Source organism: Paenibacillus xerothermodurans, from assembly GCF_002220865.2.
Classification (GTDB): domain Bacteria; phylum Bacillota; class Bacilli; order Paenibacillales; family NBRC-103111; genus Paenibacillus_S; species Paenibacillus_S xerothermodurans.
In genome coordinates this window covers 245,607-261,837 of record NZ_NHRJ02000001.1, presented here as the reverse complement: position 1 = coordinate 261,837, position 16,231 = coordinate 245,607, and the positions used below count along the sequence as shown (strand labels likewise).

Genomic DNA, 16,231 nt, shown 5'->3' with positions numbered 1-16,231 from the left:
AACTACTTTACCGAAGAAGCTTTTTTGGCTGATAAATTCCATTTCTCTCATACAAACGAGCCAGGCCATGGCATATACTTGACTAATCGATGCATAAGGGAGGATTTTGCGAGTTGGCTATGTTGCAGAATGTTTTTCAAATCGTATTACTATTTTTCGTCTTGGTGACCATCCACGAGTGGGGGCATTTTTATTTTGCCAAGCGGGCTGGCATCTTGGTACGGGAATTTGCCATCGGATTCGGACCCAAGCTCATATCCTTCAAAAGGGGAGAGACGCGTTACACGCTGCGTCTGCTGCCCATTGGAGGCTTTGTGCGCATGGCCGGAGAAGACCCGGAGATCGTGCAGATCAATCCGGGGCAGCGGGTCGCCGTTGCACTCGATGGGAACACGGTTTCGCATATATATCTGAACGACTTTGACAAGAGATCCGACAGCTTAGTCGGAGTCGTTGAGGACATTGATCTCGAGCGTCGTTTATCGGTGAAATTGGATGTGGACGGAGAGATGATGCAGTTTCCGGTGCATCCACAGGCGATGATGGTAAGCAAAGACAGAGAAACACAGATCGCGCCGTGGGATCGCCAATTCGGCAGTAAAACGGTTGGACAGCGGGCGCTTGCCATATTTGCGGGGCCTGCGATGAACTTCATTCTGGCTTTCGTGCTGTTCGTTAGCGTTGTATTTGTGGCCGGCGTGCCTGATAAGATTAAGATTCGGAGCACGGAGCCTGGCGCCCCCGCAGAGAAAGCCGGATTACAAGCTAACGATATTGTGTTGGTCATCAACAATGAGCGGATTGGAGCAGATGGCGCCAAGCTGAAAGATCTAATCAGGGAGTCAGCCAATCAGCCAATGGTGTGGATCATTGAAAGAAACAACGAGCAGCTTCGCAAGGAGATTACTCCTGTGGACAAGGACGGCGGACTAGTTGGCGTCACTTTAATATCGGAGAACCGAGAAGCGAGCTTTATAGAAGGCATCACCCATGGTTGGAACACGATGACCACGCTCACCGCCGCGATCTTGCACGGGTTTGCCGACATGGTCACACTGCAGTTCGAACTGGATGACCTGGGCGGACCTGTACGTATCGTGGAATTCACCAGCGAGCAGGCATCAGCCGGGCTGATTCAGTACATTTCATGGGTAGCGGCCATGAGCTTGTACTTGGGCTTATTCAACCTTCTCCCATTTCCGGCGCTCGACGGCAGCCGACTTGTATTTCTCGGATTTGAAGCACTGCGCGGGAAACCTGTGGACCCGAGCAGGGAAAGTATGGTACATTTCGTGGGCTTCGCGATGCTCATGCTGTTGATGCTCGCAGTGACATATAACGATATATTAAGGCTTATCCAGGGTTAAAAGACCTATAAAATAATTTGCTACCCATTGCCGGGAGGTAAGGACGAGATGTCAAACGAAAAACAATTTGTGAAGGAGATCACGCCTCAAGGCGAGGACTTCTCCAGATGGTATATTGATGTGATCAAAAAAGCGGATTTGATGAGCTATTCGCCCGTGCGCGGCTGCATTGTGTTTAAACCTGACAGTTATGAGATCTGGGAGAACATACAGCGTGAATTGGACGCTCGCTTTAAGGAAACAGGCCACCGCAATGCCTATTTTCCGATTTTCATCCCTGAAAGCTTCTTTCAGAAGGAGAAGGAACATGTAGAGGGCTTCAATCCGGAGCTGCCTTGGGTAACGGAAGCAGGCGGTGAAAAGCTTGAAGAGCGTCTGGCGATTCGTCCAACCTCGGAAACGATGTTTGGGCACATGTACTCGGAATGGATTAATTCCTACCGGGATCTGCCGTTGTTGATCAATCAGTGGGCGAACGTAGTCCGCTGGGAGAAAAGAACGCAGCCGTTTTTGCGCACAAGTGAATTCCTCTGGCAGGAGGGGCATACGGCTCACGAGGACGAGGCTGACGCACGCCGGGAGACATTGCAGATGCTCGAAATTTACCGTGACTTCGCCGAAAACTTCTTAGCGATACCTGTCATTGTCGGGCAGAAAACCAAGTCCGAGAAGTTCGCGGGTGCGGTGGACACTTTCTCCATCGAAGCTATGATGAAAGACGGAAAAGCGGTGCAAGCGGGTACGTCGCACTATATGGGGACTAACTTCGCTGTCGCATTCGACATCAAATATTTGGACCGCGAGAACCAGCATCAATTTTGTCATACCACTTCCTGGGGGGTAAGTACACGACTAATTGGTGCGTTAATTATGGTGCATGGCGATGACCGCGGACTAGTTCTTCCGCCCAAAGTAGCCCCGACGCAGGTAATCATGATCCCGATCGGACCTCCTAAGACAAGAGAGCAGGTCGTTGGTCGAGTCAATGAGCTGTTTGACCAGTTAAAACAAGCCGGCGTTCGCGTGAAAGTGGATGATCGTCCAGACCAGAGTCCGGGCTGGAAATTCAACGAATATGAAATGCGCGGCGTGCCGATCCGGGTGGAACTGGGGCCGCGTGATATGGATAACGGCCAGGTTGTCTTGGTGTCGAGGATCACCGGGGAGAAAAAGATCGTCCGGCAGGAGCAATTTGTCGAAGAAGTGCAAAACATGCTGGCGGAAATTCATCAACAAATGTATGATAAAGCTAAGCAGTTCCGCGATGATAACTTCACGTCGGTCGACAGCTTAGATGAATTCAAAGCATTTTTGGAGCAAAAACGCGGCTTCGCGCTGGCAGGCTGGTGCGGCTCCGACGCTTGCGAGGCACAGGTTAAGGAAGAAACCGGTGCAACAAGCCGGAACATACCATTTGAACCGGCTGAGCACAAAAAGACTTGTCTCGTGTGCGGCGACACTGCAGAGCACACCGTCGTGTTCGGCAGAGCTTACTAATGAAGTGAAAAATAGGGCAAATCGGAAGCAACATCTCCTGTTTGCCCTTTGTATTTTTTTGGGGGAGGAAGTTCATGAGCGGTACAGCAGTAAAAAGAGAGCGATTCGAAATGCTGATGGAGCAGGCACGCGTGCCCGCTGAGATTGTGAACTCTTTTTTTCAAGACGGATATATCGACAAGGTGGAAACAAGCCGCAAAAACCGCGAGTGGACGTTTTATATCGTAAAAAACAGCATCGTGCCGGCTGATGTGTACCGGTCGTTTTGCAAAATGATCCGTGATAAATTTGCTCACATCGCCGCCATCCGTTTCAAGCTGAGATACACGGACGAAGTGACCCCCGACACGGTCGCCAATGAATATTGGAGCATGTTCGTGGAATGGGTACAGCGGGAGGCGACATCCGTTAACGGTTGGATGAGCAGAGCGAAAATCGAAGTATCCGAGCATATATTGACTTTGATCATGTTGGATTCAATCGGCTTGGAGATGGCCAAGAAGAAAAATATCGGACAGTGGATCCAGACATATTTTTTTGATTTTTTCGGGGTCGAACTGCAGGTTCGGTACTCGATGAATGAAGCGCGGCAGGAGGAATACGACAAATTCCACCAACAGATCGCGGAAGAAGGCAAAGTGGTAACACAGGAGATGATCACCTCTATAGAAGCAGAACAGGCGGCAGACACAATTGCTGACGCAGAGCTGAAACTGATGGTGGGCTATGAAATTAAGGACGCGCCTGTGCCAATTCAAATGGTACAAGACGAGGAAAAGAAAATAACGCTGCAGGGAGCCGTCTTCGGTCTGGAATCGAAGGAACTGAAGAATGGGATGACCTTGTTCACGTTCAATATAACGGATTTTACTGATTCTATCATGGTGAAAGCTTTCGCCAAAACTAAAGAAGATGTGAAAATTTACAGTATGATACAGAACGGCACATGGTTGAAAGTCCGAGGCAAGGTAGAGTATGACCGCTTTATGCAAGTACCTGAGCTGGTGCTTATGCCTAACGATATCAACGAAGTGATGCCCCCGCCGGATCGTTCGGATGACGCCGAAGAGAAGCGGGTCGAATTTCACTTACACACGACCATGAGCACGATGGACGCTATCACTTCTGTCGATAAGTACATAAAAACAGCTGCCAAATGGGGTCACAAAGCGATCGCAATAACCGACCACAGCGGAATACAATGCTATCCGGACGCTTACAAAGCCGCGAAAAAGCATGGCATCAAAGTGATCTATGGATTAGAGGCCAACGTGGTGGATGACGGTGTCCCGGTGGTGACCAATGCACGATCACAAACTCTGGCTGATGCCGATTATATCGTGTTTGATATTGAAACCACGGGCCTGTCGGTGGTCAATAACAAAATTATCGAGCTTGCCGGTGTGAGAATGAAGGATGGAAAAGAAATCGACCGATTCGCCACATTCGTTAACCCGCATGAGCGGATCCCATATAATATCCAACAGTTGACCAACATTAACGATGATATGGTGCGCGATGCGCCGGATCTGGAGGATGTGCTGCCAAAATTCTTTGATTTTATCGGTGACAGCGTACTAGTAGCGCACAATGCCAGGTTCGACATGGGGTTTATACAGGCGAACTGCAAACGGCTGGGTTTGCCCGTGGTAAACAACCCTTCTTTAGACACACTGGAGTTGGCTCGGCTGCTGTTCCCGGCCATGAAAAACCACCGCTTAAACACGCTGACGGAGAAATTCAAAATAAACCTGGATAACCATCACCGTGCTATCGACGATTCGGTAGCGCTTGGACATGTTTTGTTCAATTTGATCAAAGAAGCCAATCAGCGGGGCTTATCGGACTTAGCGCAGTTAAATGACAACGTTGGGAAAAATCTTAAAAACACGAGACCGTTTCACTGCTGCATCTATGCGAAAAACGCGGTAGGCAAGAAAAATCTGTTCTCTTTAGTCTCTCTGTCGCACACGGAATATTTTCATCGAGTGGCCCGCATCCCGAAGAGCAAGCTGGTTGAGCTGCGCGAAGGCCTCATTATTGCGTCGGGGTGTGAAAAAGGGGAGTTTTATGAAACGGTATTGAACAAATCAGTAGAGGAAGCCGAGCAGGTGGCTGAGTTCTACGATGTGTTGGAAATCCAACCAACCTGCGTGAACATGCACCTGGTGGAAAAAGGACTGGTCGGCAGTCAGGAGCAGCTTGAGGATGCGAACCGGCGCGTACTTGAAATCGGGCGCAAATTGGGCAAGCCGGTTATCGCCACGGGCAACGTGCACTATCTGCAGCCGCGTGATAAAATCTGCCGTGACATCACGATCAACGGCATTACTGGATTCAGTCCGCTCAAAGACATTCGCAAGCCCGATGTTCACTTCCGTACAACGAAAGAGATGCTAGCGCAATTTGAATATCTTGGCAAGGAAACGGCTTACGAAGTGGTCGTGCGGAACACGTCGGACCTAGCTGACCAGTTCGAGGAGTTCGAGCTGTTCCCGACAAAGCTGTTCACCCCTATTATAGAAGGTGCGGACGACGAGATACGCAATACTTGCTATGCCACGGCCAAGCGCATTTACGGCAACCCGGTTCCCGAGGTCGTAACGGCTCGGCTGGAAAAGGAATTGGTCCCGATCATCAAATATGGGTTTTCAGCGAACTACTTAATTTCCGAACGCCTTGTAAAAAAATCGAACGAAGACGGCTATCTGGTCGGTTCACGTGGATCGGTCGGCTCTTCCGTGGTCGCGACATTTCTTGGCATCTCGGAGGTGAATCCGCTGCCGCCGCATTACATTTGCCAATCCTGCCAGCACAGTGAGTGGTTTCTCGACGGCAGCATACCAAGCGGATTTGACCTTCCCGATAAAGACTGCCCGAAATGCGGCGCCAAGCTGAAAGGCGAAGGACAGGATATCCCGTTTGAAACGTTCCTCGGGTTCAAAGGCGATAAGGTGCCGGATATCGATTTGAATTTCTCAGGAGAGTATCAGCCGGTCGCGCATAATTATACGAAGGTTTTGTTCGGCGAGAAACACGTGTTCCGGGCCGGCACCATCGGCACGATAGCTGAAAAAACCGCATTCGGCTACGTTAAAAAATACGAAGAGGAACAAGGCAAAAAGTGGCGCAACGCCGAGATCAGCCGGTTGGCTCTCGGCTTCACGGGAGTGAAACGCAGCACGGGCCAGCACCCGGGGGGTATCGTTGTCGTACCGGATTACATCGACGTCGATGACATAACACCTGTACAGTACCCTGCGGATGACACAAGCTCCGAGTGGAAAACGACCCATTTTGATTATCATGCTTTCGACGCGAACCTGCTGAAGCTTGATATCCTTGGACATGATGATCCGACAATGATGCGGATGCTGCAGGATTTGACCGGAGTCGATCCCACTACGATTCCTATGAACGATCCTAAAGTTATGAGCATTTTTAACTCCACGAAGGCACTGGGCGTCACGCCTGAGCAGATTCGCACGCCGGTCGCGACCTATGGCGTCCCGGAGATGGGGACTAAGTTCGTACGTCAAATGCTGCAGGAAACGCAGCCCAGCTCGTTTGCCGATCTGCTGCAGATTTCCGGCCTGTCTCATGGCACGGGCGTCTGGCTTGGAAACGCACAGGAACTGATCAAGAACGGCACATGTAACATTAAAACGGTTATCGGCTGCCGCGACGATATCATGCTCTATTTAATTTATAAAGCCGGCATGGACGCTGGGCTTGCGTTTAAAATCACGGAGAGCGTACGGAAAGGCAAAGGGCTGACTCCCGAGTGGAAGGAAGATATGAAGAAGCACAAGGTGCCAGCCTGGTACATCGAATCCTGCGAGCGGATCGAATATATGTTTCCAAAGGCGCATGCTGCCGCATATGTTATTTCTGCCGTGCGGACCGCGTACTTCAAGCTGTATTATCCGATTGCTTTTTATGCCACATACTTCACCGTGCGGGCGGAGGATTTCGACTTGGATCTCTTATGCCAGGGATACGACGCGATACTGCGAAAGCTCATTGAGATCGAGGACAAAGGCTTCCAAGCCACGCCGAAGGAAAAGAGCATGATTTCGATACTGGAAATGGCACTGGAAATGACCGCGCGAGGCTTTTCGTTCAAACCGATCGACTTGTACAAATCGTCAGCTAACAAATTTCTCGTTGACGGAGATTCGCTGATTCCCCCGTTTTCCGCGGTGGCAGGGATTGGGGAGAATGCCGCCAGAAGCATCGCAGCGGCTAAGGACGCCGGTCCATTTTTGTCGGTGGAAGATTTTCAATTACGCAGCAAAGCATCTAAAACGATCGTTGAACTGTTGGGCAGCATGGGCTGCTTCCGAGGGCTTCCGGAAACAAATCAATTATCTCTGTTCTAATGAAGCAGGCATTCATCATATTGCATACCTATAAGCGCTATGGTATAATCTTCTTTGGTAACAACGTTAATAGTACCGATCTTAGAGAGTGGGGCAACCCACTCTTTACATTTTGTTACAGACATGGAAGCATTGCGCTCCATTGACGATAGGAGGATAAGCAGCTTGAGTGAGCAAATAAAATCCGTAGTGGAATCGCTTCTCCAGCCGTATTTGGATGAGAACGGAATTGAGCTGGTCGACGTGGAATACGTGAAAGAGGGCAGCAACTGGTTTTTACGCGTGTATGTGGATAAGGAAGGCGGCATCGATATCGACGATTGCGGCCGCGTCAGCGAATATTTAAGTGAAAAACTGGATGAAAAAGACCCGATTCCATCTGCTTATTTTTTGGAGGTATCGTCTCCTGGTGCGGAACGCCCGCTAAAAAAGGCGCAGGATTATCATAAAGCGGTCGGCGAACATGTCTTTATCTCCACCTATGAACCAGTGAATGGCTTAAAAGAATTCGAAGGCACGCTGCTTTTTTTTGACGATGAAACGGTTGAGGTCGAAGTCGGCAAGAAGAGACATCAGATTCCATTTAACAAAGTGGCCAGCGGCCGTTTAGCGATTGTATTCTAGTGGATTTTATGAGAGGGGGAGCTTCGTTCAAATGAACATGGATTTTATAGAAGCATTGTCGGAAATCGAAAGGGAGAAAGGCATCGCTAAAGAAGTTCTAATCGACGCGATTGAGGCTGCGCTGATTTCCAGCTACAAACGCAACTTTAACACCGCTCAGAACGTGCGCGTGGATATTAATCGCCACACGGGCTTGATCAAGGTATACGCACGCAAAACGGTCGTTGAAGATGTGTTGGATCTTCGTATGGAAATCTCTCTGGAGGCTGCACGCGAAATCAACCAAAATTATCAGCTGAACGATGTGGTCGAAATTGAAGTCACACCACGGGATTTCGGACGGATCGCGGCACAGACTGCGAAACAGGTCGTGACCCAGCGCATTCGCGAGGCTGAGCGCGGTCTGATTTATAACGCGTTCGTCGATAAGGAAGAAGACATCGTAACCGGCATCGTGCAACGTCAGGACTTGCGCAACGTGTATATAGATCTCGGCAAGATCGAGGCGGCGCTGCCCTTGACGGAACTGATGCCTACCGATAAATTCAAGCAGGGTGACCGCGTGAAGGCCTATATTACCAAAGTTGAGAACACTACAAAAGGCCCGCAAATTATATTGTCGCGCACCCATCCCGGGCTGCTGAAACGTCTTTTTGAGCTTGAAGTCCCTGAGATTTTTGACGGTGTGGTGGAAATCCGTTCTGTCGCCAGAGAAGCGGGATTTCGATCCAAAATCGCCGTTTATTCCCGCAATGAAGAAGTGGATCCGGTCGGCTCGTGCGTGGGCCCGAAAGGCGCGCGCGTACAGACTATCGTCAATGAACTGAAGGGCGAGAAGATCGATATCGTCCGTTGGGTAGAGCAGGTTGATGAATATGTGGCGAACGCGCTAAGCCCGTCCAAAGTATTGGAGGTTAACGTGTTTGAAGCTGAGAAGATGGCCCGAGTCATCGTGCCTGACTATCAGCTGTCGTTGGCCATCGGTATCAAGGGGCAAAACGCACGCTTAGCTGCGAAGCTCACCGGTTGGAAAATAGATATCAAGAGCGAGAGCCAGGCGGAGCAGGAATACGGCCGGGAGAAGACATACGCCGGAGAAATGCGTCAGGACTCCGTGAGTATCGATTGATAGAGAAGCAGCGGAACAGATAGAGGGTGATCACGGATGAAACAAAGAAAAATTCCTCTTCGGAAATGCGTCGCGTGTCAGCAGATGATGCCCAAGAAAGAATTAATCCGCGTTGTGAAAACGCCGACTGATGACATGCTGATCGACTTGACCGGTAAAAAGGCAGGCCGCGGGGCGTATCTTTGTGGCAAGCTGTCCTGCTTTAAACTCGCGAAAAAGAGCAAGGCCTTGGACCGTGCGCTTAAATCCGCAGTGAGCCCGGACATTTATGACGCTTTGGAACAGGATTTTATCAAAGTCGAAGATGAATTCATTGCCGGCAAGGAAGCGGCGGTGGAAGATGAATAATAAATTTTTTAATAATCTCGGTATGGCTATGAGAGCCGGCAAGGTCATCACGGGGGAACAATTCGTGATCGATTCGGTGCGCAAAGGCGACGCCAAGCTTGTGATTGTAGCGGAGGACGCGGCGGCGAACACCAGTAAAAAAGTGAATGATAAATGCCTCACTTTCGGCGTTCCCTGTCATCAATTTGGCAGCCGCGACCGGCTTGGGGCAAGTATTGGGAAAGACTCGCGGGTGGTTGTGGCTGTGACCGATGCCGGATTTGCCAAAATGTTGAATAAAAGTCTGGAAAATCGTGCGGAGGTGGAAGGTATTGAGTAAACAAGAAAACAGTAGAGATAAACTGAGAGTATATGAATATGCCAAATCTTTAAATATGAGCAGCAAAGAAATCATCACAATACTAAAGAGACTCGGCATTCCGGTAAACAATCATATGAGTGTAATGGAGAATGACACAGTGAATAGAGTGGAGAAGTTTTTTAAGGACGTCAAGGCGAATGCGGCGGCAAAAAGAAGCGCCGGTGACGGAGTTAGCTCCGCCGATCAGCCAGCCGCCAAGGACGCGCAGCAACCTGCCAAGAACGACACTGCTCGACCCGTACAGGCAGCCGTAAGCCAGATGTCATCCACGCAGTCTGCTGGCCAAGGAGCGGCGAGATCCTCTGGCAGCCAACACAACCAGGGGCAGAACCGCCACAGCAATCAAGGTCAAGGCAGTTCTAACCGGGGAGGACAGAACTCCGGAGGTAGACAACAGGGACAAGGCTCGCAGCAGGGTGGCGGCAATAATCATCCGCGCAATGGGCAGCAGGGCGGTGGATACAACCAGCAGCGCAGCGGCCAGCAAGGCGGGGGCCACAATCAGCAGCGCAGCGGCCAGCAAGGCGGAGGCTACAATCAGCAGCGCAATGGCCAACAAGCCGGCGGCTATAATCAGCAGCGGAGCGGACAGCAGGGCGGCCAAAACCGACAAAGCGGCTACGGGCAAGGTCAAGGACAAACGGCCAACCGCGGCGGCTCGGCAGGCGGTCAGAATCATCGTCAGGCTGGTGGTGCTGATCAGCGCAGACCGGTTGAGCAGAGAAACAACAGTGGCCAAAACCAATTCAGCAGAGCTGCTGCAAGCAACACCGCCAGACCCGCGGCAGGTGGACAGCACGATCAAGACAGACATGGCAAGCCGGCGAAACCAGGACAAAGACGGTTTGATGATAATAGATTCGGTGGATCGTCCAGAGGGTCTCAAAACAACAGAGGCGGTAACCAGCGCGGGAATGCCCGCGGCAACCAAAGAGGCAGAGGGCAACAAGAGCCGGTAAAGAGAGAGAAAATCGACAATACGCCGAAAAAAATTATCGTGCGCGGTACCATGACAGTAGGCGAACTGGCCAAGGCGCTGCATAAGGACGCGTCCGAAGTTATTAAGAAGCTGCTGTTCCTCGGCGTGATGGCGACTATTAACCAGGAATTGGACCTCGATGCGATTCAACTTCTCGCCAGCGACTATAATGTCGAAGTAGAGTTGAAGATCCCCGTTGAGGAAGATAAGTTTGAACAATTCGAGGAGCACGATGAAGCAGAAGATCTGCTGGGACGCCCACCTGTCGTGACAATCATGGGTCACGTAGACCATGGTAAAACTACGCTGTTGGACGCGATCCGCAAAACGAACGTGACCGAAGGTGAAGCAGGTGGTATCACACAACACATCGGTGCGTATCAGGTGGAGATTCATAACAAAAAAATCACATTCCTCGATACGCCGGGCCACGCAGCGTTCACATCGATGCGTGCACGCGGAGCTCTAGTCACGGACATCACTATTATCGTGGTTGCAGCGGACGATGGCGTTATGCCTCAGACCGTGGAGGCCATCAATCACGCCAAAGCTGCAAAAGTACCGATTATCGTTGCGGTCAACAAAGTGGATAAGGAAGGCGCTGACCCGGAGAGAATCAAGCAGGCGCTGACCGAGTACGAGCTGGTGCCGGAAGAATGGGGCGGCGACACGATTTTCTGCAACATTTCCGCTAAACAACGCATCGGACTGGAAAACCTTTTGGATATGATTTTGCTTGTGGCTGAAGTACAAGAGTTCAAGGCCAATCCGAACAAACGCGCGAGAGGTACCGTTATTGAAGCGGAACTGGACAAAGGTAAAGGTCCGGTGGCTCGTGTACTGATTCAACACGGCACATTGAAGGTCGGCGACAGCTTTGTGGCAGGAGTATGCTTTGGCCGGGTGCGTGCCATGGTCAATGACAGAGGTAAGAGATTAAAAGAGGCAGGTCCTTCAACGCCGGTTGAAATCACCGGATTGACCGAGGTACCTCAAGCTGGGGATCCTTTTATTGTCTTCGAAGATGAGCGTAAAGCGCGGTCTATTGCGGAAAAACGTGCAGTAACACTGAGACAATCCGAGATGGGCGCTAATGTTCGTGTCACATTGGATGATTTGTATAAGCATATCAAAGAGGGAGAAATTAAAGATCTCAACGTGATCATCAAAGGTGACGTGCAAGGGTCCGTCGAGGCACTGCGCGGTTCGCTGGAGAAAATCGAAATCGAAGGCGTGCGCGTAAAAATACTGCATCAGGGCGTAGGTGCTATCACCGAATCCGACGTCATTCTCGCTTCCGCCTCGAATGCGATCGTTATCGGATTTAACGTGCGGCCAGAACCTCAAGCGAAAAACACTGCTGAATCGGAGAAGGTAGACATTCGTCTGCACAGCATCATATACAAGGTGATCGAAGAAATTGAACACGCGATGAAAGGGATGCTGGATCCGGTATTCAAAGAAAACGTCATCGGCCAGGCAGAAGTGCGCAACGTGTTCAAAGTGTCTAAAATCGGTGCGATTGCGGGATGCATGGTCACATCGGGTAAAATCACGCGGAATGCCCAGGTACGCTTGATCCGTGACGGTATCGTCGTGTTCGAGGGCAATATCGAATCACTGAAAAGATTTAAAGATGATGCAAAAGAGGTCGCTCAAGGGTATGAATGTGGTATATCTCTGGAGAAGTTCAATGATATTAAAGAAGGAGATATCATCGAAGCCTTTGTAATGGAGACTGTTGAGAGGTGATCTGAATGGCACGGGTTCGCGTAGGAAGAGTTGGAGAACAGATTAAAAAAGAGATCAGCACGATCATTCAATCCGAACTCAAGGATCCCCGCATCGGTTTCATCACCGTAACCGGCGTGGATCTAACCAATGATTTATCTCAGGCTAAAGTATTTCTCAGCGTGTTCGGGACGGATGAGCAGAAGGAGGAAACCTTGAAGGCGCTTGGCCGCAGCAGCGGGTTTATCCGGTCCGAGCTTGGTAGAAGAATCCGTTTGCGTAAAGTGCCTGAGCTGATGTTCCGCTTTGACGCGTCTATCGATTACGGCAGTAAAATTGAACGGTTGTTGGATCAAGTCAACAGGGAGAACTCTTAACCATGACGGTGTTATCAACGCCCGAACATTATTCGACTCAGCTTCAACAGGCGGCGCATTTCATTCAAGAGCATAATGATTTCCTGGTAGTATCCCACGTCCAGCCGGATGGGGATGCTGCTGGGTCAACATTTGCCATGGCATGGATACTCACCTCGATGGGCAAACGTTTCACGTTGATCAACGAAGGTCCGATGCCTGAGAAGTTCTTGTATATGGCAGCCGGACGGCATGAGATCCTTGACTATGAGGCAGAGGGAGCCTCTCTTGCCGCGTTTCAACATGTGATTAGCGTGGATTGTGCTGATTATTCCCGCATTGGAAGTGTGCGTCAAATTTTTGCTGATAATGCACGCATTTTAAATATCGATCATCACGTAACAAATGACTATTTCGGCACGGTCAACTTGGTGGACGCTGAGGCAGCGGCTACAGTCGAAGTGCTATATGACTTGGTTCGGGAGCTGAATGTACCGTACTGTCACGATTTGAACGTATGCATCTACAGCGGCTTGCTGACGGACACCGGAGGCTTTCGCTATGCGAACACATCTGCCAAGGTGATGCGGATCGCGGCGGACATGCTGTCACGAGGCGTGGCCGGCCACGCATTAGCCGACAAGTTACTGGAAAAGCTATCTTATCCGCAAATTTCCCTTATTCAGCGGAGCTTGAATACATTAAATTTCGCGCATGACAAGCGAGTTGCTTGGCTTGTGGTATCCCGTGCAGACGTGGCCGAGAGCGGCGCCTCGAATGAAGACTCGGATGGTCTTGTGAACTATCCCCGCAACGTGGAGGGAGTCGAGGTTGGGCTGCTGTTCAAAGAAAGACCGGCCGGCGTGGTGAAGGTTAGCTTGCGTTCGACGGGAACAGTGGACGTATCCCAAATTGCTAAATTGTTTGGCGGTGGCGGCCATATGCGCGCCGCTGGTTGTGCGCTGAATGGGACTTTAGAGGAAGCGGTCGAACGAGTAGTACAGGAAGTAGGTCTGGTTTTGCGATGAATGCACCCATGGAAGGTATTTTAGCCGTCTGGAAGCCGAAAGGATTCACATCGCACGATGTGGTTGCTAAAGTGCGGAGAATACTGAAAATCAAGCGGATCGGGCATACGGGAACGCTGGACCCTCAAGTGACGGGAGTACTGCCGCTCTGCATCGGACGTGCCACCCGGTTGGTGGAGTATATACAAGAGCTTCCTAAAACGTACGAAGCAACCCTGAAGATCGGCGTGGCCACCGATACGGAAGACGCAGGCGGCCGGGAAATTGCACGGGTGGATCAGGTTGAGCTGGGCAGAGAACAGGTGGAGCGGGTGATCGCTTCTTTTGTCGGGGCGATCTCACAGGTTCCTCCCATGTACTCCGCGGTGAAGGTGGACGGCAAGCGGCTCTACGAGTTGGCACGCGAAGGCAGGGAAGTGGAGCGTAAGGCGAGAAAAGTCACCATCTACAAGATCGACATCTTGAGTATGGCACTGGATCGGGCATTCCCGGAGATCCGCTTCAGCGTACAATGCTCCAAAGGCACGTATATCCGCACACTATGTGTTGACATAGGAAAAGCGCTGGGCTATCCGGCGGTCATGTCAGAACTGGTACGCACTTCCACTGGAAGCATCGATCCGGAACAATGTCTCACCTTGGAGCAGATCGAAGCGCTGCAGATGGAGGGAGCGCTCGAGGCCAGGCTGATCCCTGCGGAAAGAGCATTAGCCCATATGCCTTCCGTTATGTTGGACGAGTCGCAAACCCGGAAAGCACTACTTGGACAAAAGCTCAAATACAATCTGGACGACGCAAATTTATCGACCATACATCCGAATCAACTTTTTACGGCTTATTCGCCGGATTCCCAGTTTGTTGGAATTTTTCAATGGGACAAAGACAGCTTGGAGCTTCAACCCGTCAAAGTGTTCTCCTAGCACATTGTCTCCGCAAAAGAAATGTGGGTGAACCTTGTAATTATGCAATCGTTGGAGTTGGAATATCCGATTTCTCATGGTAAGCGGCAGCGGCACTCGTTGCCCCAGGTGCTCGCGATAGGTGAATTCGACGGCGTTCACCTCGGGCATCAGGAAGTGATCAAACACGCCGTCAATGCAGCAGCAGGATTAGGCCTGCCATCATCCGTTATGACCTTTCATCCGCATCCGCGGGAAGTATTGGGACAATGCAAGTATGTGCAGCTTTTGACGCCGCTCGCGGAGAAAGAACGGTTGCTGGGCGGTCTCGGTGTCGACAACATGTATATCGTCTCATTTAACCGGGAATTGATGACTGTCACACCGGAGCAGTTCGTTGAGAACATGCTTCTTCCGATGAATGTAAACACCGTTGTTGTCGGCTTTGACTTTCGCTTTGGTTATCAGGGAGCCGGCACACCGGATACGTTGTGCGAGCTCTCCAGGGAGCGTTTCACTGTCGAAGTGATTCGACCTTTTCACCGCAACGGAAGCAAGGTTAGCAGCACACTGGTGCGCGAACACCTGCTGGCTGGGAGAGTTGTCGAAGCGAACGCGCTGCTTGGGCGTCCATATGTGCTCAGGGGCCGCGTAGTCACCGGGGAAGGGCGAGGGCGCACGATCGGCTTTCCCACCGCCAACATCGAGCTTTCAGAGCCGTTCATTGTGCCGGCGCTCGGTGTTTACGCCGTTCGGGTAACGGTTGGCGGGCACACACATCACGGCGTGATGAACATCGGTAAGAAGCCTACCTTTTTCGCGGATCTATCTCAGCCTACATTGGAAGTGCATATATTTGATTTTTCCGAATCTATTTACGGCAATCTGGTATCTCTCGAATTGATTTCATATCTTCGGCCGGAACGCAAATTCGCAAGTGTGGATGAGTTAATCGCACAGATCGGTGAAGATGCCGAGAGCGCAAAAGCGCTATTGGCCGCGCCAAGCAATTAATTTTCCGCATTGTTTTACTTTTTCTATTAAGTTGTGCTATACTAAGTAGCGTTGTCGGGAACCCGACTTCAGAACCTTGGCGTGGAGAACCGACTACTCCGACGATCATCTGGGCCAATGGGGATATTCAATTATGGAGGTGAATGCACGATGGCATTAACACAAGAACGCAAGCAAGAATTGATTCAAACTCACAAAACTCATGAGTCCGATACTGGATCTCCTGAAGTGCAGGTTGCAATTCTCACAGAGAACATTGTTAATCTGACTGACCATCTGAAAACGCACAAGAAAGATCATCATTCTCGTCGCGGACTGTTGAAAATGGTCGGCCAACGCCGTAAGCTGTTGTCTTATTTGAAAAACAAAGACGTTAAGCGTTACAGCGCATTGATCGAGAAGTTAGGTCTTCGCCGTTAATATGCAAACCACTGAAAAGAGCAACCATGGTTGTCTGCTATCGGGTCCGCTTGGACTTTCGGAGTGGATAACTCGGTTGCTTTTTCGTGTGCTTAT

13 protein-coding genes are annotated in these 16,231 nt (G+C 50.6%); all 13 read left to right on the top strand.

Annotated elements, in window-relative coordinates; genetic code table 11:
• Positions 1–113 precede the first annotated feature (113 nt).
• The 13 genes from rseP (at position 114) to rpsO (ending at position 16,135) form a co-directional block, all read left to right on the top strand.
• The gene (gene rseP / locus CBW46_RS01140; protein WP_089198188.1) at positions 114–1,367 is read left to right on the top strand and encodes an RIP metalloprotease RseP; all 1,254 of its coding nucleotides are present in this window, start codon (positions 114–116) and stop codon (positions 1,365–1,367) included.
• Positions 1,368–1,415: 48 nt separating this feature from the next.
• Positions 1,416–2,864, top strand: a complete 1,449-nt coding sequence (gene proS, locus CBW46_RS01135; protein WP_089198187.1) for a proline--tRNA ligase — start codon at positions 1,416–1,418, stop codon at positions 2,862–2,864.
• A 74-nt stretch (positions 2,865–2,938) separates the two neighbouring features.
• Positions 2,939–7,246 (top strand): PolC-type DNA polymerase III, encoded by a 4,308-nt coding sequence (locus CBW46_RS01130; RefSeq protein ID WP_089198186.1) that lies wholly within the window; start codon positions 2,939–2,941, stop codon positions 7,244–7,246.
• 165 nt (positions 7,247–7,411) lie between these two features.
• Positions 7,412–7,870 carry a ribosome maturation factor RimP gene (gene rimP / locus CBW46_RS01125; RefSeq protein WP_424445695.1) on the top strand — a complete coding sequence of 153 codons (459 nt, stop codon included), beginning with the start codon at positions 7,412–7,414 and terminating at the stop codon, positions 7,868–7,870.
• 31 nt (positions 7,871–7,901) lie between these two features.
• Positions 7,902–8,999: a transcription termination factor NusA gene (gene nusA, locus CBW46_RS01120; protein ID WP_089198184.1), complete on the top strand. Its 1,098-nt coding sequence runs from the start codon at positions 7,902–7,904 to the stop codon at positions 8,997–8,999.
• Between the two features lie 36 nt (positions 9,000–9,035).
• Complete coding sequence (gene rnpM / locus CBW46_RS01115; protein WP_089198183.1) at positions 9,036–9,347, top strand: RNase P modulator RnpM; 312 nt, start codon at positions 9,036–9,038, stop codon at positions 9,345–9,347.
• Entirely contained in the window at positions 9,340–9,666 is a 327-nt protein-coding gene (locus CBW46_RS01110) for a YlxQ family RNA-binding protein (RefSeq protein WP_089198182.1), read from the top strand. The genes rnpM and CBW46_RS01110 overlap by 8 nt, the downstream gene beginning before the upstream one ends.
• Positions 9,659–12,439: a translation initiation factor IF-2 gene (gene infB, locus CBW46_RS01105; RefSeq protein WP_089198181.1), complete on the top strand. Its 2,781-nt coding sequence runs from the start codon at positions 9,659–9,661 to the stop codon at positions 12,437–12,439. The genes CBW46_RS01110 and infB overlap by 8 nt, the downstream gene beginning before the upstream one ends.
• A gap of 5 nt (positions 12,440–12,444) precedes the next feature.
• Positions 12,445–12,795: a 30S ribosome-binding factor RbfA gene (gene rbfA, locus CBW46_RS01100; RefSeq protein ID WP_089198180.1), complete on the top strand. Its 351-nt coding sequence runs from the start codon at positions 12,445–12,447 to the stop codon at positions 12,793–12,795.
• Positions 12,796–12,797: 2 nt separating this feature from the next.
• A complete protein-coding gene (locus CBW46_RS01095; RefSeq protein ID WP_089198179.1) occupies positions 12,798–13,802 on the top strand; it encodes a DHH family phosphoesterase in 1,005 nt (334 codons plus the stop codon).
• Complete coding sequence (gene truB, locus CBW46_RS01090) at positions 13,799–14,722, top strand: tRNA pseudouridine(55) synthase TruB (protein ID WP_243633127.1); 924 nt, start codon at positions 13,799–13,801, stop codon at positions 14,720–14,722. Before CBW46_RS01095 ends, truB begins: the two co-directional genes overlap by 4 nt.
• Before the next feature lie 42 nt (positions 14,723–14,764).
• Entirely contained in the window at positions 14,765–15,715 is a 951-nt protein-coding gene (locus tag CBW46_RS01085; protein ID WP_089198178.1) for a bifunctional riboflavin kinase/FAD synthetase, read from the top strand.
• 150 nt (positions 15,716–15,865) lie between these two features.
• Entirely contained in the window at positions 15,866–16,135 is a 270-nt protein-coding gene (rpsO, locus tag CBW46_RS01080) for a 30S ribosomal protein S15 (RefSeq protein WP_089198177.1), read from the top strand.
• Positions 16,136–16,231 lie beyond the last annotated feature (96 nt).

Excerpts from the sequence above, each read along its gene's own strand:
- proS (WP_089198187.1), top strand. The coding sequence starts at position 1,416 with ATGTCAAACGAAAAACAATTTGTGAAGGAGATCACGCCTCAAGGCGAG.
- rbfA (WP_089198180.1), top strand. The coding sequence starts at position 12,445 with ATGGCACGGGTTCGCGTAGGAAGAGTTGGAGAACAGATTAAAAAAGAG.
- rnpM (WP_089198183.1), top strand. The coding sequence starts at position 9,036 with ATGAAACAAAGAAAAATTCCTCTTCGGAAATGCGTCGCGTGTCAGCAG.
- nusA (WP_089198184.1), top strand. The coding sequence starts at position 7,902 with ATGAACATGGATTTTATAGAAGCATTGTCGGAAATCGAAAGGGAGAAA.
- truB (WP_243633127.1), top strand. The coding sequence starts at position 13,799 with ATGAATGCACCCATGGAAGGTATTTTAGCCGTCTGGAAGCCGAAAGGA.
- CBW46_RS01095 (WP_089198179.1), top strand. The coding sequence starts at position 12,798 with ATGACGGTGTTATCAACGCCCGAACATTATTCGACTCAGCTTCAACAG.
- CBW46_RS01110 (WP_089198182.1), top strand. The coding sequence starts at position 9,340 with ATGAATAATAAATTTTTTAATAATCTCGGTATGGCTATGAGAGCCGGC.
- CBW46_RS01130 (WP_089198186.1), top strand. The coding sequence starts at position 2,939 with ATGAGCGGTACAGCAGTAAAAAGAGAGCGATTCGAAATGCTGATGGAG.
- CBW46_RS01085 (WP_089198178.1), top strand. The coding sequence starts at position 14,765 with ATGCAATCGTTGGAGTTGGAATATCCGATTTCTCATGGTAAGCGGCAG.
- rpsO (WP_089198177.1), top strand. The coding sequence starts at position 15,866 with ATGGCATTAACACAAGAACGCAAGCAAGAATTGATTCAAACTCACAAA.